Origin of the sequence: Embleya sp. NPDC005575, assembly GCF_040605455.1 — a bacterium.
Classification (GTDB): Bacteria; Actinomycetota; Actinomycetes; order Streptomycetales; family Streptomycetaceae; genus Embleya.
The window spans coordinates 1-26,464 of sequence record NZ_JBEXCV010000098.1; the positions used below are offsets into that span (position 1 = coordinate 1).

Sequence of the window (26,464 nt, forward strand, 5' to 3'; positions counted from 1 at the left end):
CAGTCGCCGGTGAGCAGGCAGGCAGCCGACGGGCGCCCGACCCTCGCGTCCCGCGACGCGGCGGCGGGCGCCCGTCGCGCGTTCGACGGTGGCGAACACCGGGCGTGCGACGGGCCGTTCAACACCGATACGGCGACGCCGGGCGCACCACGGCCCGGTCCGTCGGGTCCAGTGACATCGTCGCCTCCAGGAGATCCTCCAGATCGGGGTCCGGCCACGGGCGCACGGCGGCCAGCGGGGGACGGTGCCGGCCGGTGGCGATGTCCTCCAGGATGTCGGCGGCGCCGATCCGCCCCCCGATCGCCCGGTCGGTGGCCGGCGCGCTGCCGGTCCACGCCGCACGGAAGGAGGCGCCCAGGCTGTACACCTCGGCGACGTCGGTGAGGCGCACATGGTGTCCGGGCCCGGTGTCCAGGAGTTGCCGGGCGATCTCGGGAGCCGTGGTCAGATCCATCCCGCCCCGGTAGGGAACCGGCAGCGGAAGCAGATCCGGGTGATGGGTCAGATCGTGGTCGATGAACTCGATGCCGCCGCCCGGGGTGACCAGGATATTCATCGGCTGAATGTCCCCGTGGTGCCAACCCACCGTGTGCAGCCGCGCCAGCGCCGCGAACGCCCGCCGGGCCAGCGCGGGCAACCGGTCCGCGAGACCGGGGCCGGCGCGGCGGGCCGACTCGCACCAGCGCCACAGGGTCATCCCCGGACGCCACTCGACCGCCGTCCACACGCCGTCGCCGACGTGCCCGTGTGCGCCACCGACCGGGTACAGGCCCTGCTCGCGCAGGATGGTCAACGCGCGGGCCTCGTGGTGCAGCGAGGCGACGTCGACAGGCCGCTCGGCCGTTTTGATCCGCCACCCTCCGGCCCGCCAGGCGTGGGTGTGATGCGAAGTCAGCGGGCGGGGCGCGTCGGCGATGCCGAGGGTCTCCAACGCGGCGACGAGCAGCGGATCCATTCTCACATTCTGGCGGACGCGCAGGACACGACGGCCCTGCGCCGGGCCGGGCCCTCGCACAGGACTCGGGCGAGCCGTGCCGAGATCGGCAGGCCGGTCGCACTCTCGATCCAACCGAACTCGCCCACGCAGTTGGTCTCCAGGTAGGTCCAGCCGGCCGAGGTGACCACGAAGTCCAGCGCGGCGTAGGTCAACCTCAGGTCGCGCACGTGCTCGACGCACGCCCTCGCGATCTCCGCCGGCGGGTCGATCGCCCGGTACTCGGCCGCCTCCTGCGGGACGGCCCGCCAGTCGAGCGCGCCGTTCGTCCTGATCGCGGCGGCGAACACCCGATCGTCCACGACGGTCACCCGGGCATCGAACAGCCGGTCCTCGACCAGGGCTTGCAGGTAGTGCAGGGTGCCGGCGATGCCCGTCAGATCGTCCGAGAGGTGGATGCGCGTGGTCGGGATGAAGGTGGTGTGCCGCTGGGTGAGCGCCTTGACCACGACCTTGTCCCGGTGTGCGGCGATGAACGCGCGGGCCGCCTGCGGATCGCTGGTGAACAGCGTGTCGGGCACGGCGAAACCGTTGCGCGCGGCGGCCGCCAATTGGGTGGGCTTGTGCAGCGAGGCCGCCACGACGGTGGGGTCGTCGATCCACACCTTCAACGGGTGTGCGCGCAACAGGCCCAGCAGCGCCGTGGTGTTCTCGTCCGCGCGCCAGCGTTCCTCGGCGGTGGCCAGTGCGTCCGGGCGGGTGGGCTTGCGCCAGTAGACCGCACAGCGCTCGTCCAGGGTCACCGTCGCCCGCCCCGAGGTCAGCACGGTGTGCCAGCGCCCACCGGCGAACCGGCCGGTGACCAGCGGGCGTTCACGCAGCCGGCCCGGGTCCAGCCGGAGCAGGGCCACCGGGCCGCCGAGGAGGTGCGCCGCCACCATGTCGGCGGTCAGGTCCTCCTCGGTGGCCACGATCACGACGCTCGCGTCGTGATCAGTCATCCTTCTTGTATCCCCTGGGCTCCTGCGTTCCGGTGTAGGTGCCCGAGTCGACCGCGTGGATCAGCAGCGTGCCGCCCGGGGTGACGTTGACGCACAGATCGGGGTCGTAGTGATGGCGGGGCAGTGCGGGCGCACCTCGGGTGGGGACGGGGGCCCTGCGGCCGAGAATCAAGGGACCGGGCATGACCTCTCCTGACTGTGGGTGTCCGACGAACCCGAAACGGTACGTCATCTTCATCAACGCCCGGATGGGCCACATCAGTTGCACCTGCTTGGCAAAAAGAGGCGGGCGGCCTCGTCCGGTCGCGCCGAAGGCACTGCCGGCGAAGGGCCGGCCGGGGGCGTCGGTCGGCGGATCCGGACACACGTGATCTCGATGACCGGATCGAAATGCGGATGCCGGGTGCGGACGGGCAGACCGCGATCGAGCAACTCCGGCGGCTGCCCGGCTTGTCGGTGATGGTGGTGGTGGTGCCGACCCGGTTCGAAGCAGGCCGGTACGTCCTGCGGGCGTTGCGCCGGGGCCCTCGCCGGGTGCCGCGGGTCGCGAGCGTCAGTGCGACCCGGCGCCGGCGGCGCGTGTGCTGCCGGCGCCGGGTGTGCTGTCAGTCAGGCGTTCCTCCAGGTGTTTGCCCTCGATGTCCGGGTCGGGGACGTACTTGGCGAACCACTGGGGGTGGTACCAGAGCTTGGCGCGGATGATCGCCATCGTCGCCGGGACCAGGGTCAGCCGGACCACGAAGGCGTCCAGGAAGACACCGACCGCGAAGCCGAAGCCGATCGTCTTGATGGTCGGGTCGTCGGTGAACATGAACGCCACGAAGATCGCGAACATGATCAGCGCCGCCGCACACCGACGCATCGCAATCTCACCCATTTTGCCCCTTTCACCCCACTGAAGTCCTCAACGGCGCGCCGACGAACCCCACAGTCGCCGTCGAACCGACGAATCCCACCTCTGGGGCTGTGGCCGCGCACCACACCGTGCCGCCCATCGACCCGGGGAGATGCCATCCCCCCGCAGGTCCGTCCCAGGGCCGGACCCCTCCTGGCGGCCCGCCGCATCGATCCCCCATCACGACAGCCCGCCCAACGCCGCGCATCAGTACGGGATCGGGGCTGACGGAGGAGTCGGGGCCGCTCGGTATCGGGCGATCGAGGGGCCGGCCTGCGGTGGGGGCCGCATTCGGTCGGCGTGGTCCTCGTGGTTGTATCGGGGCGAACGCCTGCCTTCGATGGGAAGACCATTGCTCGTGCCCAGCCCGGAGTCGACACGGCGAGCCCTCGGTGCGGTCCGTGACTGGATGGTCTCCGCCCCCGGTACCTATATCTGGCTGCTGATCCTCTATGTGACGACAGCCGACCTGTACATGCGCCTGACCGCCGACGAGCGCATCGCCTTCCTCCGCCGACAGAGCACGAATCTGCACAACCTCGACACCGCGCCGCTGCGGGTGTTCGTGGCCAGCGCCGTATGGGACCAGGGTTTGCACCTGCTCAAATTCACGGTGATGTTCACCGTGCTGTGCGCGGTCGCCGAGCGGTGGCTGGGGACTCGGCGGTGGCTGGCCATCACCGCACTCGGGCACGTGGGCGCCACCTGCGTCAGCCAGGCGATCGTTCTGGCGCAGGTCCACGACGGGACTCTGGCGCGCAGTGCGCGCTTTCAGTTGGACGTCGGCCCCAGTTACGGGTACATGGCCATCGCGGGGGTGCTCTGCTACCGGATCGCCGGGCCGTGGCGATGGCCCTATCTGGCGGGCCTGGCCCTGTACGTCGGCCTGCCGATGTTCGTGCATCGGGACTTCACCGCGACCGGACATCTGAGCGCGGTGTTGATCGGGCTGTGCTGCCGGCGGTTGACGCGGGGGCGGCCGAAGTGGGACTCGGGTGCGTGGTGGCGCACGGTACGTCCACGGATCGGGCTGCCGGATCCCGCACCGCAGCCGGCGCCGGCAAAAGGCCCTCGCCCCGCCGCCGGCCCGGTCGAGGCGACATCCACCCCGAAGACACCCGGCAGCTCACCGAACGGGCGATGACCCTCCCGACACGCACCCGGGAGCCTTCGCCGCTCGGCCCCACACAAAAGCCGCTTCATGCGCACACCGCAGTCTCGAAGTCGCAACGAGACACGACATCGCGTATGTCGATGGTCGGATTTTCGCCCGATATGACCGGTTAGTGTCACGTCATGCAGGCATGGAATGGCAGCTCCCATCCCCTCGGCGCCACCTTCGACGGCTCGGGCACCAACTTCGCGGTGTTCTCCGAGGTCGCCGAACGCGTCGAGGTCGCGCTGATCGGCGAAGACGGCACCGAGCAGCGGGTGCGGCTGCCCGAGGTGGACGGCTTCGTGTGGCACGGCTACCTGCCCGGCGTCGGACCGCGTACGCGCTACGGGTACCGCGTGCACGGCCCGCACGATCCCGACCGGGGACATCGCTGCAATCCCGCGAAGATCCTGATCGACCCCTACGCCAAGGCGATCGACGGCAACACCGATGGTGACCTGTCGCTGCTCGACTACCACCCCGAGGCGCGGGACCAGCAGAACACGTCGGACAACCTGGGCCACACCATGCTGTCGGTGGTCACCGACTCGACCTTCGACTGGGGGGACGACCGCAGTCCGAACCGCCCCTACCACGAGACGGTGATCTACGAGGCGCACGTCAAGGGCATGACCCGCATCCACCCCGACGTCCCCGAACACCAGCGCGGCACCTACGCCGGCCTCGCCCATCCCGCCGTGATCGAGCACCTGACCGCGCTCGGCGTCACCGCGATCGAGCTGATGCCGGTACACCAGTTCGTCCACGACGGATCGTTGCTCGACCGAGGGTTGTCGAACTACTGGGGCTACAACACCATCGGCTTCCTCGCCCCGCACAACGCCTACTCCTCCTCCGGAACCCGCGGCGAACAGGTGACCGAGTTCAAGGCGATGGTCAAGGCCCTGCACGCGGCCGGAATCGAGGTCATCCTCGACGTCGTCTACAACCACACCGCCGAGGGCAACGAGTTGGGTCCCACGCTCTCCTTCCGCGGCATCGACAACGCCTCGTACTACCGCCTGGTGGACGACGACCCGGCGCACTACTACGACACCACCGGCACCGGGAACAGCCTGCTGATGCGGCACCCCAACGTGCTCCAGCTGATCATGGACTCGCTGCGCCACTGGGTCACCGACATGCACGTCGACGGCTTCCGTTTCGATCTGGCGGCCACCCTGGCCCGGCAGTTCCACGAGGTGGACCGGCTCTCCGCGTTTTTCGACCTGGTCCAGCAGGATCCGGTGGTCAGCCGGGTCAAGCTGATCGCCGAGCCGTGGGACCTGGGCGTAGGCGGCTACCAGGTGGGCAACTTCCCGCCGCTGTGGAGCGAGTGGAACGGCAAGTTCCGGGACGGCGTACGCGACTTCTGGCGCGGCACGGACGGCGTGCTGCCCGAGTTCGCGGCCCGCCTGACCGGCTCCTCCGACCTGTACGCGAGCGAGCACCGCAGGCCGCTGGCAGGCGTCAACTTCGTCACCGCACACGACGGCTTCACCCTGCGCGACCTGGTGTCGTACAACAACAAGCGCAACGAGGCCAACGGCGAGGCGAGCCGTGACGGCGCCGAGGACAACCGCTCGTGGAACTCCGGCGTCGAGGGCGACACCGACGACCCGAGCGTGCACGCGCTGCGCGAGCGCCGGCAACGCAACCTGCTCACGACCCTGTTCGTCGCGCAGGGCGTGCCGATGCTCTCGCACGGCGACGAACTCGGCCGCACCCAGCACGGCAACAACAACGTGTACTGCCAGGACAACGAGATCGCCTGGATGGACTGGGCCCGGGCCACCGCCGACCCGGCCCGACGGGATCTCCTGGAGTTCACCCGCAGGCTGGTCCGGCTCCGCGCCGAACACCCCGTGCTGCGTCGCCGGCGCTTCTTCCGCGGCGACGGCACGGACGGTCCGGCCGACCTGGTGTGGTTCCGCCCGGACGGCGCGAAGATGACCGGCAAGGACTGGGATCGCCCCAACGCCCGCTCCGTGGTGGTCTTCCTCAACGGGGACGCCATCTCCGAACGGGATTCCCGAGGAGGCCCGATCGTCGACGACTCGTTCCTGTTCGTGCTCAACGCCCACTACGACGACATCGACGTACGCATTCCGGTCCTGCGTGACCACGGCGACATCTGGCACGTCGCGGTGGACACCAACGACCCGGACGGTGCCGACGAGGTGGAGGTCAAGGCGGGCAGCATCCGCGCGATCCGGGCACACAGCGCCCTGGTGTTGATCCGGCGCCGCCGCCCGAAGTGAGCGCCCGGCCGTCCGCGGTGCCTCGCCGTCCGCACATCCCAGGACGAGGCACCGCGGGCCGTTCGCCGATCAGTCTCGGTTCGACGGGTGGACCGTACCGGCGTAGCGGCGGGTGAACCCGTCCGCCGCCGCGACCGTGATGTCGTACCGACCGTGCTCGTCGGTCGGCCACATCACGGTGTCCCGGTCCCGGGCGCCGATCCACTGCTCGCGGGCCGTTCCACCGAAGTCGTTCGGCGTGACGGTGAAGCGCACGTCGGTGTCGCCGTCGTTGCCCAACCGCAACTCCACCCGGGCCGCGTCGGGCCGGCGGCCGCTCAGCGTGGCCCGGACCGAGGGAAGGGCGACGTCGCGCTGCGGATCGCGGACCACGGTGCCGGCGAAGCGCCGGACGAAGCCGTCCGCGCCGTGCACGCTGAAGTCGTAGGCGCCGTCGGTGCCGGCGGCGTCCCACACGTAGGTCGCGCTCTTGCCCGGGGCCACGGTGAACGGGGTGCCCGCGAACGGGAGCACGATGTTGGGGAACACGGTGAAGTGGTAGGTCACCGTGCCCTCATTGGCCAGCGTGCACTCCACCCGGCCGGTCTTGCGGTCGACGGTGACATCCGCCCAGGGGCGGTACGGCAGCGGCCGGTGCGGTCGGTAGCCGGGTTCCTGGGTGGGTACCTGTTGGGCACCGGGCGCCGGGAGCTTGACGCCGGGCAGCGCCTTGGCCGCATCCGCCTTGGCGATCAGCGGGTTGGTGTCGGGCAGGGCCGGGATCGTGTAGTCGGGCCGGGCGAAGTCGAAGCACGAGGTGAGGTCACCGCAGACCGCGCGACGCCACGCGGAGATGTTGGGTTCGTTCACCCCGGTCACCGTCTCCAGGAAGCGCAGCACCGAAGTGTGGTCGGCCACCTGGGAGTTGACATGCCCGCCGCGGCTCCAAGGCGAGGCGATCCACAGCGGTACGCGCGAGCCGAGGCCGATCGGCCGGCCCCCGACGAACTCCTCGGGGGTGCCCGGCTCGGGCATCGGCGGCACCACGTGGTCGAAGTAGCCGTCGTTCTCGTCGTACATCAACAGGAACACGGTGTGCTTCCACACCTCGGGGTTGGCGAACATCGACTGCATCGCGGTGTTCACCCAGTGCGCACCGTAGTTGGGTCCGGCATCGGGGTGTTCGCAGAACAGATAGGGCGCGACCAGCCAGGAGACGGTGGGCAGCGTGCCGTCCTTGCAGTGCGCGTCGAACGCGGTCAGGTCCCACTTGGTCATCGCGTTGATGTAACGCGGGTCGTCCTTGGGGAAGTTGTGGAACTGCTTGAAGTAGGACAGGCCGTTGTCGTCGTAGTCGCCGTAGCGCTCGTCCTTGCTCGGGTTGTGGTAGACGCGCCAGCTCACCCCGGCGGCGGACAGCCGCTCGGCGTAGGTGGTCCAGTCGGCGACCGGATTGTCGGTGACGGGTGTGTTGTCGATCCACGGACCGGTGGTCCCGTCCCGGCCGGGTCCGGCGGTGCCCGACCACAGGTAGAGCCGGTTCGGGTCGGTGGGGCCGTTGAGCGAGGTGAAGTAGGCGTCGCACACGGTGAACGCGTCGGCGAGGGCGTACTGGTAAGGGATGTCCTCGCGGTTGAAGTAGCCCATCGAGCGCTCGCCCTTGGCCGCGACCCAGCGGTTCTGCGCGCCGTTGTTGACCGCGGTGTGGCCGGTGCTCCAGTCGTGCGGGAGGCCGCCGGCGTTCTGCGCGTTGTACTTGGTGGAGTCCATCCGATACGGCAGCAGGTAGCCACCGTCGGTGCGGCCGGGGTGTGGCTGACGAAACACGTCGTCGCCCCCCGGCAGCACCAGCCCCTGGCGGTCGGCGAACCCGCGCACGCCTGCGAGGGTGCCGAAGTAGTGGTCGAAGCTGCGGTTCTCCTGCATCAGGATCACCACGTGCCGAACGTCCTTGATACTGCCGGGCTTCGGGCGGCGGGCGGCGTCCGCGGCGGGGTCCGGTGCCGGGTCCGCGTGGGCGGAGGTCGCGGTGAGGCCCACCGCGCCGGCCGCGCCGACGGCGGCGGAGGCGCCCACGAAGGAGCGGCGGCTGAACTCGGTCATGACGAACCGACCTTTCGAGGAGGGGAGGTGATGGGGAGTCAGGCGCGCAGCGTGAAGGTGGCGACGGCGGCGGCGTGGTCGCTGGGCCAGCCGTTTCCGGCGGTGCCCGGGATCGGCTTGGGCCAGCCGGTGACCAGGCTGTGCGCCTCCTCGGCGGACAGCGGTCCGGCGGTGTGCAGCGCGTCGATCCGGTCCTGTGGCTGGGACGGGTCCACCGGCGACCAGGTGTTGCCGGGCTCGCGGGCCGGGTCGTGGTGCCGGTCGCGGAACACATCGGCCAATCGGGCCTGTTCGAGCAGTTGGGTGACCGGCCAGCGAACCGGCCCGGACGTGCCGTGGGCGCCGGCGGTGCGGGCGGTCCAGTCCAGGTGCGAGGGCGAGGCGAGGGCGCCGGCGAGCAGCACCGGGGTGTCCCGGGCAGCGCTCAGGTCCGGCGCCATCGCCGCGACCAGCGTCTGGGCTTGGCGGTAGCGCAGGCTCGCCCGCTCGGCCGCCTCGGCCTGCGCGGGCGTACGGCCTCGGCGAATCGCGGTCGGCCCGTAGTCCCCCTCGTCCAGGCGCGCGGTCCACACCCGGACGGCCCGCACTCCGGGCGCCCGCACGGTGGCCGCGACCGCCGGCAGCTCGGCGCTCGCGGGGCGCGGGTCGGTGAGCGGGTGCCGGCTGATCAGCGCGAGCCCGGCCGGGTCCTCGTACACCGCCCAACCGAGCGCCTCGGCCACCGACTTGCCCAGGGAACCGCCGGTGTCCTGCAACGCCAGCACGTCCAGATCCTGGGTCAGTGCGAGTCGCAGCAACTTGGTCACCGCGCCGTCCACGTGCTTGCCCGCATCCCAGGCGTCGAGGCCGGCGACCTTGAGCGTGGCGCTGCGCGCGTTGCGCCGGACCGGTACCTGCACCGTGAGCTGCGACGTGGCACCGGTCGCGCCGTCGCGGCCCTCGACCACGATTACGCCCGGTCGTCGCGCGCCGCCGCGCGGGGCCCTGGCGGTGACGACGCCGTCGGCACCTACCCCGAGCCATCCGTCGCCGCCTCGGGCGCGGAAGGTGACGCCCTGGCCGGACTGTTGCCCGTTCGACGCGGTCCACAGCCCGGCCAGGCGCACGGTCGAGGTCTCCCCCGGGGCGACGGCCGCGCCGGTGACGGTGTCCACCGCGAACCGGGGCCGGGGCGGCACGGCCCGCACCGCGAAACCGAACGGCGCGGTCTGCGCGAGGATCGCGTAGCCGTCCTTGGCCAACAGGTAGGCCGTGTAGGGCCCGTCCGTGAGCCCCTGCGTCTCGATGGTCACCTCGCCGTCGGCGGTGGTGACGTACTTCCAGGCCAACGACCCCCCGTCGCCCGGCTGCCGAGCCCCGTCGTACACCCCCACCCAGTTCTTCGCGTGCGGCGCATCGGTAGCGAACCGAAAGGTCAGCTGATCACCCTCCTTCGGCACAGTGGGACGCAGAAGAGTGAGCGAACTCCCTGACATATCGTCAATTCCTTTCCGGAACAGGGGTGGTGGCGCAGGTGTCGGCGACGCAGGTATCGGCGGCGCCGTGGGCAGGGACATGTGGCAGCCGAGTCGGAAGCCGGATCGCGGCGCCGGCGGCTGTGGGGTGAATCAGGCGGCGCATGATGCCGCCGCTGGGGCATCAGGGCGGGTGCTCCCGGAGCAGGGGTGTAGGGGGCACACGGGTAGGCGGGCGCGTGGCCGCTTGGTTGCTTGGCCGCGTGAGCGCATGCGCGCTCGGACGCGTGGCGGCGAGGTGCGAGCCGGGTGGCGCCGGCGCTTCGGGCGTGCCCGGCACGCGACGAGACGGGCGGCCGAGAGGGTTTCGGTCGCGAGTGTTCGGTGCCCGGCCGTTCCGCGCCCGGCTGTTCGACGTGGTGGCGGACTCGGGACCTGGGGTCATGACCGGGGCGGGGCCGACGGCGATCGAGGTGCTGCGGCCACGGGAGGTCGGCACGGAAATGCTCCAGGCGGAAGTCGAGTTGTCTGTACAACTCGGCTCAGTAGGCCGGCACCCGATGTCCGGAGCGTGAACGCACGTGCACCGGCGGGCAAGCTTCACGGGAAGAGCCGGCGCACCCGGACGAGGACCCCGACAGCTGGTCGGCCGCTCGCGACCGCCCTCGGCGGGAGGACCACGGCGAAGGGCCCGGGCGATGACGAATCCGGCGGACCGGGCAGGGAGTCGGTGCCCACGTCGTCGACAGATCGCGGCGCACGTACGCGAGGCGATCACGACCGGTATCCGAGGTTCGGGCGGCCGACCCCCGTCGGAGGGCGAACTCGCCAACCATTACGGAGACTCGCGCGAGACCGAGCGTCACGCAGTCGCGGTGCCGCACACGGATGGTCCGATCACCTCCCGGCGCGATACCCGGCCGGTGGTGCCGGGCACGACGCGCACCCGGTGCTTCGCCGAGTTGCTCGGCTCCACCGGGTGGGCGCGCCCCCTCGGCAGGGAAGCAGCAGGTGGGCATACGGTGCGCCTACCGGCGCGACCGACAGCGCCGCGAAGAGCACCGACCGGTCACACCTGACCCCGGCAACGAACTCCCGGCGGCCGCCCCAGCCGCGAGTCCGCTGGACCGCCCGCCGGAACGGCCGACCGAGCGTGGACGGCCGATGTGCATCGCCCCGCCGACGGTGCCGCCGATATCCCCATTTCCCGGGACGCGAGGCCGGCCCCGCTCGGCCCTATCGCAGTCGACTGCCGTCGGCTACCGAAACACAGGGCGACGAGTCCAACCCACACAGCCGTGACCCCCGCTCCCGGGATGCGCAGCACCGGCAGACCCGCGCCGACGGGTTGAGCGATCAACGACTCGGCCGACCAGGCGAGCCCGGCAAGGATGGAGCCGACGGCGAAGGTGGCGATCGAGAACATGTACGGGCGCCGGGCGCCGAACCGGCCTATCGCCCACGCGGCCGCCGAAATGACGGGGCCAGGGCCTGCGTGGATCCGTCGCAGCCCGTGGGATGGTGACCGGCGGGCCTCGAAGTCCTACGTGAAATACGTGAGCGTGAACTGTGTTTTCGAGCCGTGGCGTCCCGATCCGCACAACACTTACGGCGCGAGTACTTCCCGCCGGCCTGCTCCACCTGAGCCTTGGCTTGTCAAGTCTCCTACGGAGAGTTATAAGGTGGGAAGCACCTCATGCGCACGGGCCCGCTCCGTGGCCCCGGACAAATGGCGCGCGGTTTCGGTAAACGCGCGGCACCGGAGCACGACGGGCCCTCACCGGCGCAGAGGTCGGCGCGGTCCGCCATATCGGCGTCCCGAGGCTGCCTGTCCCGGTCGCCGCACCGGCACGCCGCCCGCCCTCCGATCGAGGCCGCCCCCGCCCGCGCCCGCCCCGATCGCCTTCAATGGAAGACGGAAGAAGGGCCGATACAGATGCCGATGCGATGGGAATCCTTTCTCGCGGCAGTCCAGGAGCGGGGCGAATACTCCTCCCCCCAGGAGGCGGAACGAGCCGTCCGGGTCGTCCTCGCCCTCCTGGGTGCGCACCTGGTCGGTGGCGAAAGCGCCGAACTGGCCGCCCGGCTCCCCGAGACCTGCGCCCTCGTGCTGCTCAACCCGCTCCCCGCGCACGAACCGCTCAGCGCCGACCGGTTCGTCCGGGCCACCGGTGCGTGGATCGAGGGTGCCACCGACGAAACCGCGAAATGGGACGTCGGAGCGGTACTCAGCGTCGTGGCCGACGCCACCGACGACAACCTGATGAACCGCCTGCTCCTACAACTGCCGCCGGGCTACGACCTCCTTTTCGGCCGCCCGCGACGCTGACCCGCCGGGGAGGGAAAGCGGCGGACCACCGAAAAGCGGTCCGGGGCCAGGCGCCCGGCGGGCCCGGCTCCGTAAGGCCCCGCATCGGGCCGCAGGTCGGAGCTGTTCGACGCTCAGCACGGTTCGACGCGCGGGAACCGAGTAGGCAGCAACCGGAGCATCGGCGCTGCTCACACGGCGCCAAGTTCGAATCGGTCGCCGGCCGCGCGAAGATCCCGTCGATCCGGGCCGCGACCCGGGTCGCCGCGTTATCGGTGTCCGGCCCTGCGTCGATCCCCCGGCCCCGGCGGCACACCGCAGCAAGTCGGCCGGCCCGAGCTTGACGGTCCCGGCAGGCCACGAGCGCAGCCATGCCTACGTCCCGCTGGGCCGCCGCCGCAGTATCCGGCGCGAAACCCGCGCACCGGGGTCGGCGGCCGGCGGAGCATGCGGGCCGCCGCGAACCGCGTGAGGTGTCGGAGGTGGGTCGCCATGCGAGAGGTCGACGCCGAAGGCGGCCAACCCCAGCAGAACACCGGCGTGGTCGACGATTTCCTGAACAAGCCGTCGAGCGGGGAGCGTTCCCGACGAGCGACGGGCAGCGGTGCCGACCAATTCGCCGCGCGGTGGACCGAACTGCCGCCGGCCGCAGTAGTCTCGGCGGGTCCGTGGAAGTGGTTGTCCGAAGGGTGAGCCCGTGACGTCGATATCGAACAGCGACGAGGACGCTTGGCGGCTGCCGCGCCCGGGCGAGGTCGAGGCGGAATCCGTCTCGACCCGGATCGATACGAGCATCCCGCACACCGCGCGGATCTACGACTATCTGCTGGGCGGCAAGACCAACTTCGCCGTGGACCGCGCGGCGGCCGAGCACATCCTGGCCGCCATCCCGGACCTGCCCACCACGCTCCGGCTCAACCGGCTCTTCCTTCGGCGCAGCGTGCGATACGCCGCACGGCGCGGCATCCGCCAGTTCCTGGACATCGGGACCGGCATCCCCACCGGCGGCAACACCCATGAGGCGGCCCACCAGGTCGCGCCGGACGCACGGGTGGCGTACGTGGACAACGACCCGATCGTGCTCGTGCACGGTCGGGCCCTGATGACCGACGGCGACCCGGGACGGACCACCTTCACCCAGGCCGACCTGCGCGACCCGAAGGCCATCCTGACCGCACCCGAGGTGCTGGAGGTGATCGACTTCGCCGAGCCGGTCGCGGTGATGCTGGTCGCCATCCTGCACTTCATCAAGGACGAGGAGAACCCGGCCGAGATCGTCGCGACGCTGCGCGACGCCCTCGCACCGGGCAGCATGCTCATCCTGTCGCACGCCTCCTCGGATGCCGACCCCGCACGCGGCCAGGCGGGAGCGGCCGGCTGGAAGAACGCCTCCGCCGAGATGACCATGCGCGGCTACGATCGGGTACTGGCCTTCTTCGACGGCTTCGAGCTGGTCGAACCACCCGGCATCCGCCCACACTGGAACCCGGACAACGAGCCCGAGGATGCCCTGGACGCCGTCGAGAACGTGTGGGGTTACGGCGGGGTCGGCATCCGGCGCTGAGCCGGCCGACGCAACCGCTCGGCACCGCCGATCCGGCTCCTCGACCACGCGCGCGGGTCGGCGGGCCCGACAACCCGACACCTGCCGCCGCACTCAACCGCCGGTCACCCCGGTCGGCCACGGCGCCTGCCCCGGCCACGGCGCGGCCTCCTCCAATTGCGCCGCGATCCGCAGGAGTTCCGCCTCTGCCCCCAGCCGGCCGGTGAGTTGGATCGCCACCGGCAGGCCCGCCTCGTCGAAGCCCGCCGGCACGCTCGCCGCCGGCAGTCCGGAGACGTTGAACACCGACGTGAACCAGGTCATCTTCGCGGCGTGCGCGTACATGCTCGCCGGGTTGCTCGTGTCCAGGACCCCGAGTTCGGGTACCGCGACACCCAACGTCGGGCTCAGCCAGACGTCGTGATCATCGAAGAACGGCGCCACCTCGCGGCCGATCCGAACCACCGTCTGCAGCGCTCGGACCAGATCCCGGCCACGCATCGCGGCCGTGTGCTCGTGGATGACCCGGGTGAACGGTTCGAGGTCGTCCTCCCGCAACTCGCGGCCGAGTTCGGCGAGTCGGTCCTCGATCTGGGCGTGCGTGGCCGCCGCCATCACCTGGCCGAGGGCCCGGCCGGTCGCCGGACCGTCCCACACCGGCGCACCCTCCTCGACCCGATGGCCGAGCTCGGCGAGCAGTGTCGCCGTGCGCTCGACCGCCCGAACGGCCGCCGGATGGGCGGCCGTTCCGTCCACGTTCACGGTCGCGAAGCCGATCCGCAGCCGACCCGGCGCAGTGTCCAGCGCGGCCAGGAAGGACCCGGCGGCGGGCGTCGGCAGCGCGGCGTACGGGTCGCCGGGGAGCGGGCCGGCGACGACGTCGAGCAGCGCGGCGGAGTCACGGACCGTGCGGGTGACCGCGTGCGCGATCGCCAGCGGGTAGGCCAGCGCGGACAGGCCGTCGTCGTCCGGGACACGTCCGCGCGAGGGCTTGAGCCCGAACAGCCCGCAGCAGGCCGCCGGTATGCGAATCGAGCCGCCGCCGTCGTTGGCGTGTGCGGCGGGCAACATACCGCCCGCGACGGCCGCCGCCGAACCGCCGGAGGAACCGCCCGTCGAATGGGTGGTCCGCCACGGGTTGTGCGACGGACCGTGCAGGAGCGGCTCGGTGCTGGCGTTCTTGCCGAATTCGGGGGTGTTCGTCTTGCCGACGATCACCAGCCCGGCGCGGCGATAGCGGCCGGCCAGTGCCCCATCGCGCTCGGCGACCGCGTCGGCGAACAGCCGTGAGCCGTGTGTGGTCACCATGCCGGCGACATCGCAGCCGAGGTCCTTGACCGCGAACGGCACGCCGCGCAGCGGTCCGTCGGGCAACGTCCCCTCGGCCTCGGCACGAGCCGCCTCGAACCGGGTGGACACGAACGCGCGCAGCGCAGGATCGCGCTCCTCGATCCGGGCGATCACCGCGTCGAGAATCTCGATCGGCTTGACCGTGCCCTGCCGTACGAGATCGGCCAGTCCCACCGCGTCGTTGTCGTCCAGCAGTTCACCGGTGTCCATAGCCGTGCCTCGTTTCGCTCGACTCGATCGATCAAATGCATGATGCAGTCAAGCAATAGAGATGACAAGGACATCCGTCCCCGTGCACCCCGGCCTCCCCGTGCACCCCGGCCCCCCGAGCACCCTGACCTCCCCCGAGCACCCCGCCCACCGGCACGACCACCCCGAGCAGCACGAGCAGCACGAGCACCCCGACTACAGGCACGACAACCCACCGGCCCACCGGCACGGCTCCCCTCGCGACGAGAATCGCAATTCGGGGAACGTGTCACCCCCGTTGTCGGTTGAAGATCCGAGGACGACACAAGGAGAGTGGGACGGATGGCGGGAAACGTAGCGGCTCGACGACTGGTCGCGGGCGGAGTGGCGCTGGCCGCCGCCGGATGGGCCCTGCGGGACGTCCCGGCGGAGTTCGGCGGTCGGGCCGAAGGCGAGCGGCTCGCCCGCTTTCGGCGATCGCCGCAGTTCCACGACGGCGCGTTCCGCAACCCGGTCCCGGCCGACCTGGTCGTGGCCGGCAGCGCGCCACAGCTCATCGGCCAGATGCTCCGCAACCGCAGCGAGCGCCGGCCTGCCGCACCCGTGCCGCTGGTCACCGCACCGGCCACACCGCCGGCCCAGAACGGGCTGAGCGCCGTCTGGTACGGCCACGCGACCACCCTGGTCGAGATCGAGGGCCGCCGGGTGCTCTTCGACCCGGTGTGGAGCGAGCGGGTGTCCCCCTCCCAACTCGTCGGTCCGCGGCGGCTGCACCCGCTCCCGATCCCGTCGGCCGCGCTGCCGACCCTGGACGCGGTGGTCATCTCGCACGATCACTACGACCACCTCGACCGGGCGACGGTGCGCACCCTCACCGCGACCCAGACCGCGCCGTTCCTGGTCCCTCTCGGCATCGGCGCCCATCTGGAGCGCTGGAACGTCCCCGCCTCCCGAATCATCGAACTCGACTGGGAGGAGGACGCCGTCGTCGAGGGCCTGCGCTTCACCGCCACCGCGGCCCGCCACTTCTCCGGCCGCACCCTGCGCCGCAACGACACGCTCTGGGGCTCCTGGGTCGTCGCCGGCGCCCGACACCGAGTCTTCTATGCGGGCGATTCGGGTTACTTCGACGGCTATGCCCGCATCGGCGCGGCGCACGGCCCTTTCGACCTGACCCTGATGCCGATCGGCGCCTACAGCCCGAGCTGGCCCGACATCCACATGAACCCGGAGGAGGCGATCACCGCCCACCTCGACCTCGGCGGCAAGGTGCTCCTGCCGGTGCACTGGGCGACCTTCAACCTGGCCCTGCACCCGTGGGCCGAACCGGTCGACCGCCTGTGGCACGAGGCCAAGGCCAAGGACGTACAACTCGCCATCCCGCGCCCCGGCGACCGCATCGACACCGCCATCGCGGCCCAGCCGACCCCCTGGTGGGACCTGCTCACCAACACCCCCTGACTCCGAGCGCTTCCGCTTCTTCCGACGGCGCGTCAGAACCCTGACGGCGCACCCTCGAGCCCGGCACCTCGGTGCCGCCGCACTCCCTCGACCGCGAGGAGATCTTCGTCGCGATCTCCGGCCGACTCACCGCGACCATGGACGATGCCACCTTGGACGTGGCCGCCGGCGGCGCCCTGATCGTCTTGGCCGACCCACCCTTCGCCATCGCCAACCGCGACGCCACCCCGTTCGAGGCCGTCGAGATCGGCCCCGTCGGCGGCCGGAGTCCGATCCCCGGCCGGCCCCCCTACATCGCCCCGTGAGTCCGCTGACGCCGCGACCGGGGGAGGACCCGACCGGGGCGGATCGACCCCCGCCGATGCCACCGATGGGGCAAAAGCCCCGGCGCGGACGTCGCCGATCGAAGTAGCATCGGGCGCCTGTGATCTCAGCGAGGGGAGCATCGCGTGCGGGTAATCGTGGGCGTGACCATATCGGCCGTCATCCTGTTGGCGGCATGCGACGACACCGACTCCTCGAAGAAGCAGTCCTCGGCCCCGCCCTCGGCGTCGTCCCCGACGCCGACGACCGCGCAGAGCGCGGTCGTCCCGACGCCGGCGACATCGGCGCCACCGGCACCGACCGCCTCGGGACCACAGAGCCCGCCCGCGACGTCCGGGACGCAGCCGTCGCCACAGGGCGCATCCACCGAGGCGGCGATCCAACGCTACGAGCAGTATCTGCACGCCGTCGGCCGCGAGGACGTCACGACGGTCTGCGAGATCGCCGGCCCGGCAGCGAAGAAGGCCCAGAACGAGGGCTTCGGCCCGTGCACCTCCACCATCCCCGTCATGTTCCAAATGATCTCCGCCCCGCAGAAGAAGGCCCTGCAAACCGCCACGGTCGACCCGAAGCGCGTCTCGGTGCGCCCGCCCGACAAGGTGAAGATCCCGGCCGAAGCGGTCCGCGCCACCGTCACGTTCTCCGAAAGCGACCTCGGCAGCAACACCCTCCAGTACCTCGGCAACGCGTGGTACATCGTCGACTAGAACGCACCCGGCAGCCCACGCCCCGCGCCCCGCGCCCGAAACACCGCACCCCGAGCAGTATGCGGGGCACCGCCGCCCGAGCCTGCGCAACAGCCACCAGGCCTGGCGGCATCCCGGTGTCCCGCCATCCGGTGGCCCTTGTCCCGGTGCCCCCGGTGGCTCATCACGCCCGCGCGATGCGCCGCACCAGCACCCGGCCGCCGACCGCGATGGCAAGCGCGGCGACGATCAGCACCGCCGCGACCGCGAAGGTCACCCGCATTCCGGTGGCGACGGCCCCGGCGCGCGCCGTGGTGACGTCGTTCGCGGCCGACGCGAGCGCGAACACCGCGCCCATGACCGACGTACCGGTGATCAGCCCGAGGTTGCGCGACAGGTTGAGCATTCCGGACACGACACCACGTCGGTCCGGCCGGACGTCGGCCATCACGGCGGTGTTGTTGGCCGTCTGGAACACCGCATAGCCCGCGGTGACGACCACGATCGGGGCGAGGTAGCCGACGACGCCGAACGACGCAGGTGTCACCGACAACACGAACGCGCCGACAGCCATCGCGCCGAGCCCGACGACGGTCATTCGAGGTGCGCCGAAGCGGTCCGCGACGCGACCGGCCGGCACCCCGGTCAGCGCGGCGACGACCGGGCCCACCGACAGGACGAGCCCGACCAGGGCCTCCTTCAGTCCGAGCGTGCGCGCGAGATAGAACGGCCCGACCACCAGCGTGGCCATCATCACCGTCGAGACCAGCGCGCTCATGGCCAGGCTCGCGCTCAGCACCGGGTCCCTGAACATCGTCAGCCGGATGAGAGGTGCGCCGGCTCTCGCCTCGGCACGGACGAACAGTGCGACACCGATGGCGGCGGCCGCCAACAGTGCGGCGTTGAGCCATCCGAAGTCACCGCGCCCGATCGTCATGGCAAGCGCGTACGCCGCGAGCGTCAGGGCGAGCAGCAGCGTGCCCACGTGGTCGAAGCCGGCCCGCGCGGTCCCGGCCTCGCGTCGATCGGCGGGCAGGTGGCGGTACGCGAGGACCAGCGTCACGATGCCCAGCGGTGCGTTGGCGAGGAAGATCGCCCGCCAGCCGGGGCCGGCGATCAACGCGCCGCCCAGGGACGGTCCGAGCGCGGTGCCGATCGCGGACATCGTGCCGAGCAATCCCATGGCGCTGCCGGTCCGCGCCTTGGGCACCGTCTCGCCCACGAACGCCATGGTCAGCGCCATCATCACGGCCGCGCCGAGGCCCTGCGCCGCCCGGGCGGCGACCAGCAGCCACAACGAGGGCGCCAGGCCGCACAGGACCGAGGCCACCGTGAACAGCAGGATTCCGGACAGGAGCAGCCGGCGCCGACCGATGATGTCACCGAGCCGCCCCACGCCGACGATCACGGTGGTGATCGCCAGGAGGTAGGCCAGGACGATCCACTGGACCGCCTGGAAGGACGCGTCGAACGTGGTGGCCAGGGTCGGCAGGGCGACGTTGGCAACGCTGGTGCCGAGCGAGGACAACAGCATGGACAACGACAACCCGGCCAACGCCCACCGCACCGCGGGTGTGCGCTCCGCGCTGCCTGCTGCCGCCTCGTCCGGTTCCGCGCTGATCGTTTTCACGTGAACTCCGTTTTCCCGGCGGTCCCGAACCCGGCACTCGGGTAACCCGGCCGGGTTCGTCGTATGCGGCCCGCGCGTGCGGCGCCGAGCCGAGGGTTCCGCGTCCGGCTCGGTCAGTGCACCGGACGCAGCCCCGTGAAGACCGCGCTCATGGACAGGACGAAGGCGTCCGGGCGTCGAAAGATGCCCTCCGGCGCCTCGGGGTCGAGCAGTACTTCGAGCGTCGTGCGGTCCACCGGGTCCAGGGACTCGCCCACCGACTCGCGGATCTCGTCCAGGTGGGCGTGCAGGAAGATGCGGGCCGTGTCGTCCAGGGGTGCGGGCAGGTCGAGGAGGGTACCGAAGGCGCCGACGTCGCCCAGTCCGGCGCGGCGCAGCATCGCGAGTCAGTCCTCCACCACGGCGGTGGTGCCGGGCAGTTCGCCGCGCATGAACTCGAACGACTGGTCCCGGGCCGCGTCCAGCCGGGTCTGCAGGCCGGGTCGACCGATCCCGATGTCGCGGGGGAGGTAGCGCATCGGCAGGCCGCCCTCCGCCACGGCGAGCAGGCCGCCGGGCCGCAGCACACCGGCGAGCCGGTTCAACGCTCCCTGCTGATCGCCGAGATGGTGCAGCGCCATACCGCTCCAGATCACGTCCGAGGTACCGAGTGGGCTTTCCCCGGGCCGGTCCGCGTCGATCGGGCCCGCCGCGAGATCGGCACACCGCACGGTCACCCGGTCGCCGAGGCCGAGTCGCCCGGCACGCGCGAGAACGCCGTCCAACAGCGCGGGCGTTCCGTCCACGGCGACCACCTCGGCGTCCGCGAACGTCTCGGCGAGAACACAGGTCATCACGCCGGGTCCGCTGCCGATGTCCAGGATGCGCCGCACCTCGCGGGTGGGGCCGAGCAGCTTCCGCAGCCGAACCGCCGTCCGGCGCAGGACCGGGAGTTGCAGGTCGCCGACCCGCTCCAGGAAGGTGGCCATCGACTCCCGGTCGATGTCGGTGCGGTGGTATCCGTATCCGTTGCACTGTGTGGGCTCATGGCGAGCAGTGTGTCCACAGCTCGCAACCGCGGCAAGGCTTGTTGCCAATTCCGGGACGGCGCGGTGGAATGCCCCCATGGACACCGCACCGGCCCACCAAACGGTCCTGGACGAGGTCGCCCCGCGGCTCAGGCGGCTTCGCGCCCGACGCGGCCTCACCCTGGCCGCACTCTCCGAGGCGACCGGCATCTCCAAGAGCACCCTGTCCCGGCTGGAGTCCGGACAACGCCGCCCCAGCCTGGAACTGCTGCTGCCGCTGGCCGGCGCCTACCACGTGCCGCTGGACGAGTTGGTCGGCGCTCCCGAGGTGGGCGACCCCCGGGTGCGGCTGACCCCGCGCCCGCTTGCGAGCGGTGGCACGTCGGTGTCCCTGACCCGGACTCCCGGCCCCCTCCAGGCGTTCAAGATGATCATCGCCGACCGGGGCACCGAGCCGAACCTGCGTACCCACGAGGGCTACGAGTGGCTGTACGTGCTGAATGGCCGGCTGCGCCTGGTGCTGGCCGACCACGATCTGGTCCTCGGCCCGGGCGAGGCCGCCGAGTGGGACACCCGGCTGCCGCACTGGTTCGGCAGCGCGGACGGACACCCGGTCGAGATCCTCAGCCTCTTCGGCAGACAGGGCGAGCGCATGCACGTCCGCGCCAAACCCCACGCCTGACGACACGTCGGCGGCGCGGCTCGGGTGGTCGTGCCGCCTGCGAGACCGGCTCGGGCCGTCGTGAAGCCGGCGGGATTCGGGCGGTTGCGGTGCCGGCGGGATTCGAACCCGCGGAAGAGGGCGGGCAGGCCCGCCCATACCCCCCTCAGTCGACGTGGCGGGAACCTCCGCCACGTCGATCGCAATGGGCCGCTCTGCCACGGCACCTCAACCTGCGGAACCGCGCGATCCCGCTGCGGTGAGCGTAGTTTCCGCAGCACGCGGGAGCCACCCGATTGTGCCGCGGCGAACCCCCGCGCTCCGCGCCGCGCGGGCCCGGGGCGCGCCGGGCTCGGGCGCGCCCGAGCCGTGCGACCGGATCCGGCTCAGTCGCGCGGCGCCAGGAAGCCGTCGAGCACGCGTCGCACCTTGGCTCCGGCCTCACCGTCGCCGAACCGCAGGGCGATGTTGGCCGCGGTGAACACCGCGTCGAGTTGAAACGCGACCAGGTCGGCGTCCGCTTCGGCGATCTCGCCCGCGTCGACGGCGTACCGCAGTTCGCCGGCGATCAGCGCGAGCCAGTCCGCGTGGTGGCGCAGCAGCGCGTCGCGGACCGGCCCCGGTCGGCTGTCGAAGTCGGCCAGGTTGGCCGCCCAGAAACAACCGCCCGCGAACAACGGCGTCTCGGCGTAGGTGATCCAGCGCTCGGCCAGCGCGCGCAATCGGGCGACGCCGCGCGGTGCGGCGCGGGAGGGCCGGACGACCTCGTCGAGGAACGCCTCGCCCGCCGAGGCGACGACAGCCAGTTGCAGCTTCTCCTTCGTGCCGAAGAGGGTCGCGATGCCGCTCTTGCTCAGCCCGAGATCGCCGGCCAGGCGGCCGATGCTGAGCCCGCCCAGCCCCTCCAGCGACGCCACGTCGACGGCGTGTCGGGCGATCTCCCGGCGGGCCCGGGCGCCGCGCAGCAGGCGCTGATCGGAGATTTCCGCTTCGACTCGGTCGTCGGCACTCGGGGTCGGGTCGGCGAGTGCCGACCGCTGCTCTGGCTCGCTCATGGCTCCATCCTGCCACGCAGTTGCAGAATCCATACGAACGATCGTACGTTTACTTTCGTGAGCTCTTCAACGAACGTCCTCACCGAGGAATCCGACCCGTTCTGCCTGTCTCCGACGGCCGCCGCACACCTGCTCGCCGACGCGCCCTGGCGTCGCTTCGCCTCGATCGGCGACAGCCTCTCCGCGGGAACCGGCGCGCCCAGCCCCGGCTATGGCGACCTGGGCTGGGCCGATCGGGTCGCGGACATCCTGCGCCGGGGCCGGCCGAACCTGGCCTACCTGAACACCGCCAAGATCGGCGCGACTACCGCCCGGACCCTGGCCGACCAGACCGACCGGATGCTCGCGTTCGGCCCAGACCTGCTGCACCTGCCCTGCGCGGCCAACGACCTGTTCCACCCGGTGCCCGACTTCACGATCATCGAGCGGTCGCTGCGCCGGCTGTACGAGATCGCCGCCGGCACCGGCGCCCGCCTGACCACCTTCACCCTCGGACGGGCCTTCGTCGTACCGAACTTCCCGGACTGGCCGGACCGCGTGCGCACGGTCAACGCGATCACCCGCGAACTGGCCCGCGAGCACGACGCCGTGCTCGTCGACACCTGGGACCACCCGATCAACGACCGACCGAACCTGCTGAGCCCGGACGGGGTGCACTTCTCCACCTCGGGTCAGGCCGTACTGGCCGCCGAGATGGTCAAGGCACTCGCGGCCACGCTGAACGGAACCCGCGGATGACCCACGTCGACGAACCCGTACGCGCCGAACCCGCCGCGCCGCCGAGCCCGCCCGGCACCCCGTGGGGCGCCGTGTCGATCGTGCTCATCGGCGCGTTCATGGCCACCCTCGACGCGTTCATCGTGATCGTCGCCGGGCCCGCGATCCAGGCCGATCTCGGCACGTCCGCCGGTGAGTTGCAGTGGATCCTGGCGGGCTACCAACTCACCTACGCGGTGTTCCTGATCACCGGCGGCCGACTCGGCGACCTGATCGGCCGCAAGCGGGCGTTCGTCGCCGGCATGGCGCTGTTCACGCTCGCCTCGGTCGCGTGCGCGCTCGCGCCGACCGCGGGCATCCTGATCGCGGCCCGGCTCGGCGAGGGTCTGGGCGCCGCGCTGATGCTCCCACAGGTGTACGCCGTGCTCACCGTGCTCGTCCCCGACCGGGACCGGCATCGCGCCTTCGGCGTGGTGGGCGTGGTGATCGGACTCGCCACCATCGGCGGTCAACTCGTCGGCGGCCTGCTGATCGGCGCCGACCTGTTCGGCTCCGGTTGGCGGCCGGTGTTCTGGATCAACGTCCCGATCGGCCTGGCCACCATCGCACTCGCGGCCAAGTACGTCCCGGAGTCCCGGGCCGTGATCGCGCGCCGACTCGACCTCCCGGGCGCCGTCGTCCTGAGCGCCGCCCTGTTCCTGACGGCCTTTCCGCTCATCCAGGGCCGGCAGGCGGGTTGGCCCCGATGGACCTGGCTCTGCCTGTTCGCGAGCGCCCTGGGCTTCGCCCTGTTCCTGTGGATCGAGCACCGCGTCGAACGGCGCGGCGGCGACCCCCTCGTGCGGACCTCGCTCTTTCGCAGCCGATCTTTCTCCGTCGGCATCGTCCTGGTGCTGACCGCCTATGTGGTGCTGACCTCCTACTACCTCGTGCTGTCCATCGCCCTCCAGGACGGACTGGGCATGTCGGCACTCGGTGCGGGATCGGTGTACGCGCCGGCGGCGGTGACCTTCTTCGTCTTCAGCCTGATCGCGAGCCGACTCGTGCCGGTGTACGGCCGCCGCGTGTTGGAGATCGGCGCGGTCGTGCTCACCCTCGGCTACGCGGCCACCGCGATCGTGCTGACCTGTGGCCTTCCGTTCACGCCGGGTGTGGTGATCCCGACCCTGATGCTGCAGAGCGCGGGCGGCGGACTGCTGATCACCCCGTCGCTGAACGTGGTGCTGGGCCGCATCGACCCCGACGACGCGGGGGTCGCCTCCGGGGTGTTGTCCACCGCCCAGCAGATCGGCGGCGCGCTCGGCGTGGCCGTCATCGGCGTGGTCTTCTTCGGCTCCTTCGACCCGACCGCCGGCGACCGGGGCGCCGCCGCGGCCCATGCGTTGGCGATGTCCTCGATCTTCACGTGCGGCGTCGCGGTCGGGGCCACGATCCTGGTCCGTCTGCTCCCCGGGCGCCCGCCCGGCGCCGACGAGGGCCCCGGATAGCCGTCGCGCCGTGGATCGGGGCCGCCCGGGAGGATCCGGCGCGGCCCCGAAAGCAGCACTCAGTGGCTCGGCAGCACGCACACCGAGTCGAGGCCGAGCACGTGGTTGAGCCGACCGAAGGCCAGCCAGGACCCGATCGCCATGCTCAGCTCGACGATCTCGGCCTGGGTGTAGTGCGCGGTCATCCGGGCCCAGAACTCGTCGTCCAGGTTGTGGTGGTCCACCGCGTACCGCTCGGCGTATTCGGCGGCCAGTCGGGTGCGATCGTCGAAGATCTCGGTGGTGCGCCACTCGGTGACCGCGACGTCGAACCCGTCCTCGACCTTCTCCCCGTCCCGTTCGGTGCGCCAGTCCAGACAAAAGATGCACCCGTTGATCTGTGCGATCCGAAGTCGCGCGGCCTCGAACTCGCGCAGTCCCAGGTTGGAGGCGTCGTAGACCTTCATCGAGAAGGTGGAGGCCGCGATCCCGATCTCCGGCACCATCTCCGCCCATACGTAGGCGATCGGGTCCTTGTTCTCGGGAATGTCGATGTGCATGGTTACTTCCTTCCGAGCTTGCCGACTGCGGGACGGAGCGGAATGTCGAGCGCGTCGTAGAGCCCGGGTTCGGCGGCGACCAGCCAGTCGATCGCGCCGACGAGTCGGCCGACCGCGGTGGCGTTGCCGCCCGCGGACCGGTTCGCGCCCTCGTCGGTGGCCTCGACCGTGACCTCGATGCGCGGGCGTCCCTCGATGATCACCCGGTGGGCCCCGTCGCCGTTGGGCGGCACGGGCCAGTCCGGCGCGCAGGAGGGGTGGATACGGGTCACGTGCTCGATGACGATCCGAGGCTCGCCCCCGACGATGCCCTGCACCTCGAACCGCACCGCGCCCTGGGTGCCGGCCTCGAACTCGCCCATCGTCGTGGTACGCACCGTGCTCTCCAGCGGGCGGCGGTCCATCGTCTCCCGGATCTCGTCCAGTTCGACGCCCAACGCCCGTGCCATCAACCGGATTTGCCCGCCCCACACCATGGTCGGCATCTCCGGCCACAACATCGGCGCCCCGTAGTCCATCGGCTGCCCCATGCCGACCAGGTTACGGACCGAGTCCTCCTGGTCGTAGGTGGAGTAGTCGAAGATCTCCTGGCAGCGGATCGCGTCCACGGTCGTGCCCAGCCCGCTGATCAGCAGCGGCAGCACGTCGTTGCCCCAGCCCGGGTCCACGCCGGAGACGAACAGCGACCCGCCGCCGGCCTCGATGGCGGCAAGTACCGGCTCGCGCAGCTCCGTTGGGGCGTTGCGCTGGTCGTAGAGCGCGTACAGGGCGGGAGTGACCACCACGGCGCCGGCCCGGATCGCCCGGACGATGTCGGCGAGCGCCTCGTCGGGACGGATGTCGCCGGATGCCGCGTACACCACCGCGCCGGGCCCGGCGGCCAGCACCGCGTCGATGTCGTTCTCGGCCGCAACCCCCAACTCGTGGTTCAGCCCGGCGAGTTCGCCCGCATCGCGGCCGACCTTGTCGGGATTGTGCACCAACACCGCCGCGAGCTTCAGCGCCGGATGCGCCTCGACGGCGCGGATGGCCGCACGGCCGACGTTCCCGGTACCCCAGACAACCGTGGAAATCATGCGCTGGAGGGTAGCGAGGGCCCTCGACGGTTCATAGGGCCACGAGCGGAAAAGATGACCGGTTGGCCGAACCCGCGTCCCGGGCGGCACGCCGAGACCCCGCCGGGCCGGGACGGGGCTCGCCTTGCGTCCGATCGCCGGCGGAAGGACTCGACGCGCTTTGCCGGATGCCTCACCGTTCGCCCAGGACCATCCAGGTGTCGGTGGCGGTGACCGGTTCGAAGCCCACCCGCGCGTAGACCGCGTGCGCGTCCGCCGTGGCCAGCATCAGGCGCCGCAGCCCGGTGGGGGCAAAGTGGTCCCGGATGTGCGCGGCCAGCGCGGTGCCCAACCCCTTGCCGCGGACGGCGGGAGCGATGTAGACGTCACACAGCCAGCCGAACGTGGCCCCGTCGGTGACCACGCGGGCATATCCGACCTGGGCCCCGGAGGCCGTGTCGTACACCCCGAAGTTGAGTGACCCGGCGATCGCCGCGTCCAGCTTCTCCCGCGGCCGACCCAGCGCCCAATAGGCGTCGAGCGACAACCAGCGGTGTATCAGCGCGGCATCGAGCCGGCTCGGATCGGTCGAGATCTCGTAGCCGTCCGGCAGGTGAAGGTCCATCCCCGGATCCAATCAGCCCGCTCCCGCGACCCACCACCGGTTAT

24 protein-coding genes, 1 tRNA gene and 1 pseudogene are annotated in these 26,464 nt (G+C 71.2%); 11 read left to right on the plus strand and 15 right to left on the minus strand.

Annotation, left to right across the window (positions count from 1 at the left end; translation table 11 throughout):
• Positions 1–118: 118 nt before the first annotated feature.
• The 4 genes from ABZS54_RS27810 to ABZS54_RS27825 all read right to left on the minus strand — a co-directional run bounded on the left by ABZS54_RS27810 (position 119) and on the right by ABZS54_RS27825 (position 2,812).
• Positions 119–955, minus strand: a complete 837-nt coding sequence (locus tag ABZS54_RS27810; RefSeq protein ID WP_355541722.1) for a serine/threonine-protein kinase — start codon at positions 953–955, stop codon at positions 119–121.
• Positions 956–957: 2 nt separating this feature from the next.
• Entirely contained in the window at positions 958–1,935 is a 978-nt protein-coding gene (locus tag ABZS54_RS27815; protein WP_355541725.1) for a hypothetical protein, read from the minus strand.
• A complete protein-coding gene (locus ABZS54_RS27820; protein ID WP_355541728.1) occupies positions 1,928–2,119 on the minus strand; it encodes a hypothetical protein in 192 nt (63 codons plus the stop codon). Before ABZS54_RS27820 ends, ABZS54_RS27815 begins: the two co-directional genes overlap by 8 nt.
• A gap of 369 nt (positions 2,120–2,488) precedes the next feature.
• Complete coding sequence (locus ABZS54_RS27825; RefSeq protein WP_355541731.1) at positions 2,489–2,812, minus strand: MMPL family transporter; 324 nt, start codon at positions 2,810–2,812, stop codon at positions 2,489–2,491.
• 427 nt (positions 2,813–3,239) lie between these two features.
• On the opposite strand from ABZS54_RS27825, the gene ABZS54_RS27830 reads away from it, so the two are divergent.
• Together ABZS54_RS27830 and glgX are read left to right on the plus strand one after the other, a co-directional pair.
• A complete protein-coding gene (locus ABZS54_RS27830) occupies positions 3,240–3,974 on the plus strand; it encodes a rhomboid-like protein (RefSeq protein ID WP_355541734.1) in 735 nt (244 codons plus the stop codon).
• Positions 3,975–4,126: 152 nt separating this feature from the next.
• The gene (glgX, locus tag ABZS54_RS27835) at positions 4,127–6,247 is read left to right on the plus strand and encodes a glycogen debranching protein GlgX (protein WP_355541737.1); all 2,121 of its coding nucleotides are present in this window, start codon (positions 4,127–4,129) and stop codon (positions 6,245–6,247) included.
• Positions 6,248–6,316: 69 nt separating this feature from the next.
• On the opposite strand, the gene ABZS54_RS27840 is transcribed toward glgX, so the two are convergent.
• Both ABZS54_RS27840 and ABZS54_RS27845 read right to left on the minus strand, forming a co-directional pair.
• Entirely contained in the window at positions 6,317–8,329 is a 2,013-nt protein-coding gene (locus ABZS54_RS27840; protein ID WP_355541740.1) for a phosphocholine-specific phospholipase C, read from the minus strand.
• Between the two features lie 38 nt (positions 8,330–8,367).
• Complete coding sequence (locus tag ABZS54_RS27845; RefSeq protein WP_355541743.1) at positions 8,368–9,804, minus strand: hypothetical protein; 1,437 nt, start codon at positions 9,802–9,804, stop codon at positions 8,368–8,370.
• A gap of 1,915 nt (positions 9,805–11,719) precedes the next feature.
• Here ABZS54_RS27845 and ABZS54_RS27850 point away from each other — a divergent pair.
• The 3 genes from ABZS54_RS27850 (at position 11,720) to ABZS54_RS27860 (ending at position 13,655) form a co-directional block, all read left to right on the plus strand.
• Positions 11,720–12,112 (plus strand): DUF2267 domain-containing protein, encoded by a 393-nt coding sequence (locus ABZS54_RS27850; RefSeq protein ID WP_355541746.1) that lies wholly within the window; start codon positions 11,720–11,722, stop codon positions 12,110–12,112.
• 471 nt (positions 12,113–12,583) lie between these two features.
• The gene (locus ABZS54_RS27855) at positions 12,584–12,784 is read left to right on the plus strand and encodes a hypothetical protein (RefSeq protein ID WP_355541749.1); all 201 of its coding nucleotides are present in this window, start codon (positions 12,584–12,586) and stop codon (positions 12,782–12,784) included.
• Between the two features lie 4 nt (positions 12,785–12,788).
• Positions 12,789–13,655, plus strand: coding sequence for an SAM-dependent methyltransferase (locus ABZS54_RS27860; protein ID WP_355541752.1), 867 nt, complete (start codon positions 12,789–12,791; stop codon positions 13,653–13,655).
• 93 nt (positions 13,656–13,748) lie between these two features.
• Here ABZS54_RS27860 and ABZS54_RS27865 read toward each other — a convergent pair whose 3' ends face one another.
• On the minus strand, positions 13,749–15,194 hold the full coding sequence (locus ABZS54_RS27865; protein ID WP_355541755.1) for an amidase family protein: 1,446 nt from the start codon (positions 15,192–15,194) through the stop codon (positions 13,749–13,751).
• Between the two features lie 321 nt (positions 15,195–15,515).
• Here ABZS54_RS27865 and ABZS54_RS27870 point away from each other — a divergent pair, with 321 nt between their 5' ends.
• The 3 genes and pseudogenes from ABZS54_RS27870 to ABZS54_RS27880 all read left to right on the plus strand — a co-directional run bounded on the left by ABZS54_RS27870 (position 15,516) and on the right by ABZS54_RS27880 (position 17,665).
• A complete protein-coding gene (locus ABZS54_RS27870; protein WP_355541758.1) occupies positions 15,516–16,634 on the plus strand; it encodes an MBL fold metallo-hydrolase in 1,119 nt (372 codons plus the stop codon).
• 62 nt (positions 16,635–16,696) lie between these two features.
• Positions 16,697–16,939 (plus strand): annotated as a pseudogene (locus tag ABZS54_RS27875) (cupin domain-containing protein); the annotation flags it as partial.
• 162 nt (positions 16,940–17,101) lie between these two features.
• Positions 17,102–17,665, plus strand: coding sequence for a hypothetical protein (locus ABZS54_RS27880; protein ID WP_355541761.1), 564 nt, complete (start codon positions 17,102–17,104; stop codon positions 17,663–17,665).
• A 163-nt stretch (positions 17,666–17,828) separates the two neighbouring features.
• Here ABZS54_RS27880 and ABZS54_RS27885 read toward each other — a convergent pair whose 3' ends face one another.
• From ABZS54_RS27885 to ABZS54_RS27895, 3 genes are all read right to left on the minus strand, one after another.
• Complete coding sequence (locus tag ABZS54_RS27885; RefSeq protein ID WP_355541764.1) at positions 17,829–19,274, minus strand: MFS transporter; 1,446 nt, start codon at positions 19,272–19,274, stop codon at positions 17,829–17,831.
• Between the two features lie 113 nt (positions 19,275–19,387).
• Entirely contained in the window at positions 19,388–19,654 is a 267-nt protein-coding gene (locus tag ABZS54_RS27890) for a hypothetical protein (RefSeq protein ID WP_355541767.1), read from the minus strand.
• Positions 19,655–19,660: 6 nt separating this feature from the next.
• A complete protein-coding gene (locus tag ABZS54_RS27895; RefSeq protein ID WP_355541770.1) occupies positions 19,661–20,242 on the minus strand; it encodes a class I SAM-dependent methyltransferase in 582 nt (193 codons plus the stop codon).
• A gap of 136 nt (positions 20,243–20,378) precedes the next feature.
• Here ABZS54_RS27895 and ABZS54_RS27900 point away from each other — a divergent pair, with 136 nt between their 5' ends.
• Positions 20,379–20,963, plus strand: coding sequence for an XRE family transcriptional regulator (locus tag ABZS54_RS27900; RefSeq protein ID WP_355541773.1), 585 nt, complete (start codon positions 20,379–20,381; stop codon positions 20,961–20,963).
• Between the two features lie 87 nt (positions 20,964–21,050).
• Here the strand turns inward: ABZS54_RS27900 and ABZS54_RS27905 are convergent.
• Positions 21,051–21,170 (minus strand) — tRNA-OTHER (locus ABZS54_RS27905).
• A gap of 158 nt (positions 21,171–21,328) precedes the next feature.
• The gene (locus ABZS54_RS27910) at positions 21,329–21,997 is read right to left on the minus strand and encodes a TetR/AcrR family transcriptional regulator (protein ID WP_355541776.1); all 669 of its coding nucleotides are present in this window, start codon (positions 21,995–21,997) and stop codon (positions 21,329–21,331) included.
• 57 nt (positions 21,998–22,054) lie between these two features.
• Between ABZS54_RS27910 and ABZS54_RS27915 the strand changes: the two genes are divergently transcribed.
• Together ABZS54_RS27915 and ABZS54_RS27920 are read left to right on the plus strand one after the other, a co-directional pair.
• The gene (locus tag ABZS54_RS27915) at positions 22,055–22,735 is read left to right on the plus strand and encodes an SGNH/GDSL hydrolase family protein (RefSeq protein ID WP_355541779.1); all 681 of its coding nucleotides are present in this window, start codon (positions 22,055–22,057) and stop codon (positions 22,733–22,735) included.
• Positions 22,732–24,201 (plus strand): MFS transporter, encoded by a 1,470-nt coding sequence (locus tag ABZS54_RS27920; RefSeq protein WP_355541782.1) that lies wholly within the window; start codon positions 22,732–22,734, stop codon positions 24,199–24,201. The genes ABZS54_RS27915 and ABZS54_RS27920 overlap by 4 nt, the downstream gene beginning before the upstream one ends.
• Before the next feature lie 59 nt (positions 24,202–24,260).
• Here the strand turns inward: ABZS54_RS27920 and ABZS54_RS27925 are convergent, their stop codons facing one another.
• From ABZS54_RS27925 to ABZS54_RS27935, 3 genes are all read right to left on the minus strand, one after another.
• Positions 24,261–24,740, minus strand: a complete 480-nt coding sequence (locus tag ABZS54_RS27925) for a carboxymuconolactone decarboxylase family protein (RefSeq protein WP_355541785.1) — start codon at positions 24,738–24,740, stop codon at positions 24,261–24,263.
• 2 nt (positions 24,741–24,742) lie between these two features.
• Entirely contained in the window at positions 24,743–25,816 is a 1,074-nt protein-coding gene (locus tag ABZS54_RS27930; RefSeq protein ID WP_355541788.1) for a dihydrodipicolinate reductase, read from the minus strand.
• A 172-nt stretch (positions 25,817–25,988) separates the two neighbouring features.
• Entirely contained in the window at positions 25,989–26,420 is a 432-nt protein-coding gene (locus tag ABZS54_RS27935; RefSeq protein ID WP_355541791.1) for a GNAT family N-acetyltransferase, read from the minus strand.
• Positions 26,421–26,464 lie beyond the last annotated feature (44 nt).

What these genes read in the sequence shown, in the direction of transcription:
- ABZS54_RS27830 (WP_355541734.1), top strand. Translation starts at nt 3,240, where the DNA reads ATGGTCTCCGCCCCCGGTACCTATATCTGGCTGCTGATCCTCTATGTG.
- ABZS54_RS27850 (WP_355541746.1), top strand. Translation starts at nt 11,720, where the DNA reads ATGCCGATGCGATGGGAATCCTTTCTCGCGGCAGTCCAGGAGCGGGGC.
- ABZS54_RS27845 (WP_355541743.1), bottom strand. Translation starts at nt 9,804, where the DNA reads ATGTCAGGGAGTTCGCTCACTCTTCTGCGTCCCACTGTGCCGAAGGAG.
- ABZS54_RS27865 (WP_355541755.1), bottom strand. Translation starts at nt 15,194, where the DNA reads ATGGACACCGGTGAACTGCTGGACGACAACGACGCGGTGGGACTGGCC.
- ABZS54_RS27820 (WP_355541728.1), bottom strand. Translation starts at nt 2,119, where the DNA reads ATGCCCGGTCCCTTGATTCTCGGCCGCAGGGCCCCCGTCCCCACCCGA.
- ABZS54_RS27840 (WP_355541740.1), bottom strand. Translation starts at nt 8,329, where the DNA reads ATGACCGAGTTCAGCCGCCGCTCCTTCGTGGGCGCCTCCGCCGCCGTC.
- ABZS54_RS27855 (WP_355541749.1), top strand. Translation starts at nt 12,584, where the DNA reads ATGCGAGAGGTCGACGCCGAAGGCGGCCAACCCCAGCAGAACACCGGC.
- ABZS54_RS27825 (WP_355541731.1), bottom strand. Translation starts at nt 2,812, where the DNA reads ATGGGTGAGATTGCGATGCGTCGGTGTGCGGCGGCGCTGATCATGTTC.
- ABZS54_RS27935 (WP_355541791.1), bottom strand. Translation starts at nt 26,420, where the DNA reads ATGGACCTTCACCTGCCGGACGGCTACGAGATCTCGACCGATCCGAGC.
- ABZS54_RS27920 (WP_355541782.1), top strand. Translation starts at nt 22,732, where the DNA reads ATGACCCACGTCGACGAACCCGTACGCGCCGAACCCGCCGCGCCGCCG.
- ABZS54_RS27930 (WP_355541788.1), bottom strand. Translation starts at nt 25,816, where the DNA reads ATGATTTCCACGGTTGTCTGGGGTACCGGGAACGTCGGCCGTGCGGCC.
- ABZS54_RS27870 (WP_355541758.1), top strand. Translation starts at nt 15,516, where the DNA reads ATGGCGGGAAACGTAGCGGCTCGACGACTGGTCGCGGGCGGAGTGGCG.
- ABZS54_RS27895 (WP_355541770.1), bottom strand. Translation starts at nt 20,242, where the DNA reads ATGGCCACCTTCCTGGAGCGGGTCGGCGACCTGCAACTCCCGGTCCTG.
- ABZS54_RS27910 (WP_355541776.1), bottom strand. Translation starts at nt 21,997, where the DNA reads ATGAGCGAGCCAGAGCAGCGGTCGGCACTCGCCGACCCGACCCCGAGT.
- ABZS54_RS27810 (WP_355541722.1), bottom strand. Translation starts at nt 955, where the DNA reads ATGGATCCGCTGCTCGTCGCCGCGTTGGAGACCCTCGGCATCGCCGAC.
- ABZS54_RS27925 (WP_355541785.1), bottom strand. Translation starts at nt 24,740, where the DNA reads ATGCACATCGACATTCCCGAGAACAAGGACCCGATCGCCTACGTATGG.
- ABZS54_RS27900 (WP_355541773.1), top strand. Translation starts at nt 20,379, where the DNA reads ATGGACACCGCACCGGCCCACCAAACGGTCCTGGACGAGGTCGCCCCG.
- ABZS54_RS27815 (WP_355541725.1), bottom strand. Translation starts at nt 1,935, where the DNA reads ATGACTGATCACGACGCGAGCGTCGTGATCGTGGCCACCGAGGAGGAC.
- glgX (WP_355541737.1), top strand. Translation starts at nt 4,127, where the DNA reads ATGCAGGCATGGAATGGCAGCTCCCATCCCCTCGGCGCCACCTTCGAC.
- ABZS54_RS27890 (WP_355541767.1), bottom strand. Translation starts at nt 19,654, where the DNA reads ATGCTGCGCCGCGCCGGACTGGGCGACGTCGGCGCCTTCGGTACCCTC.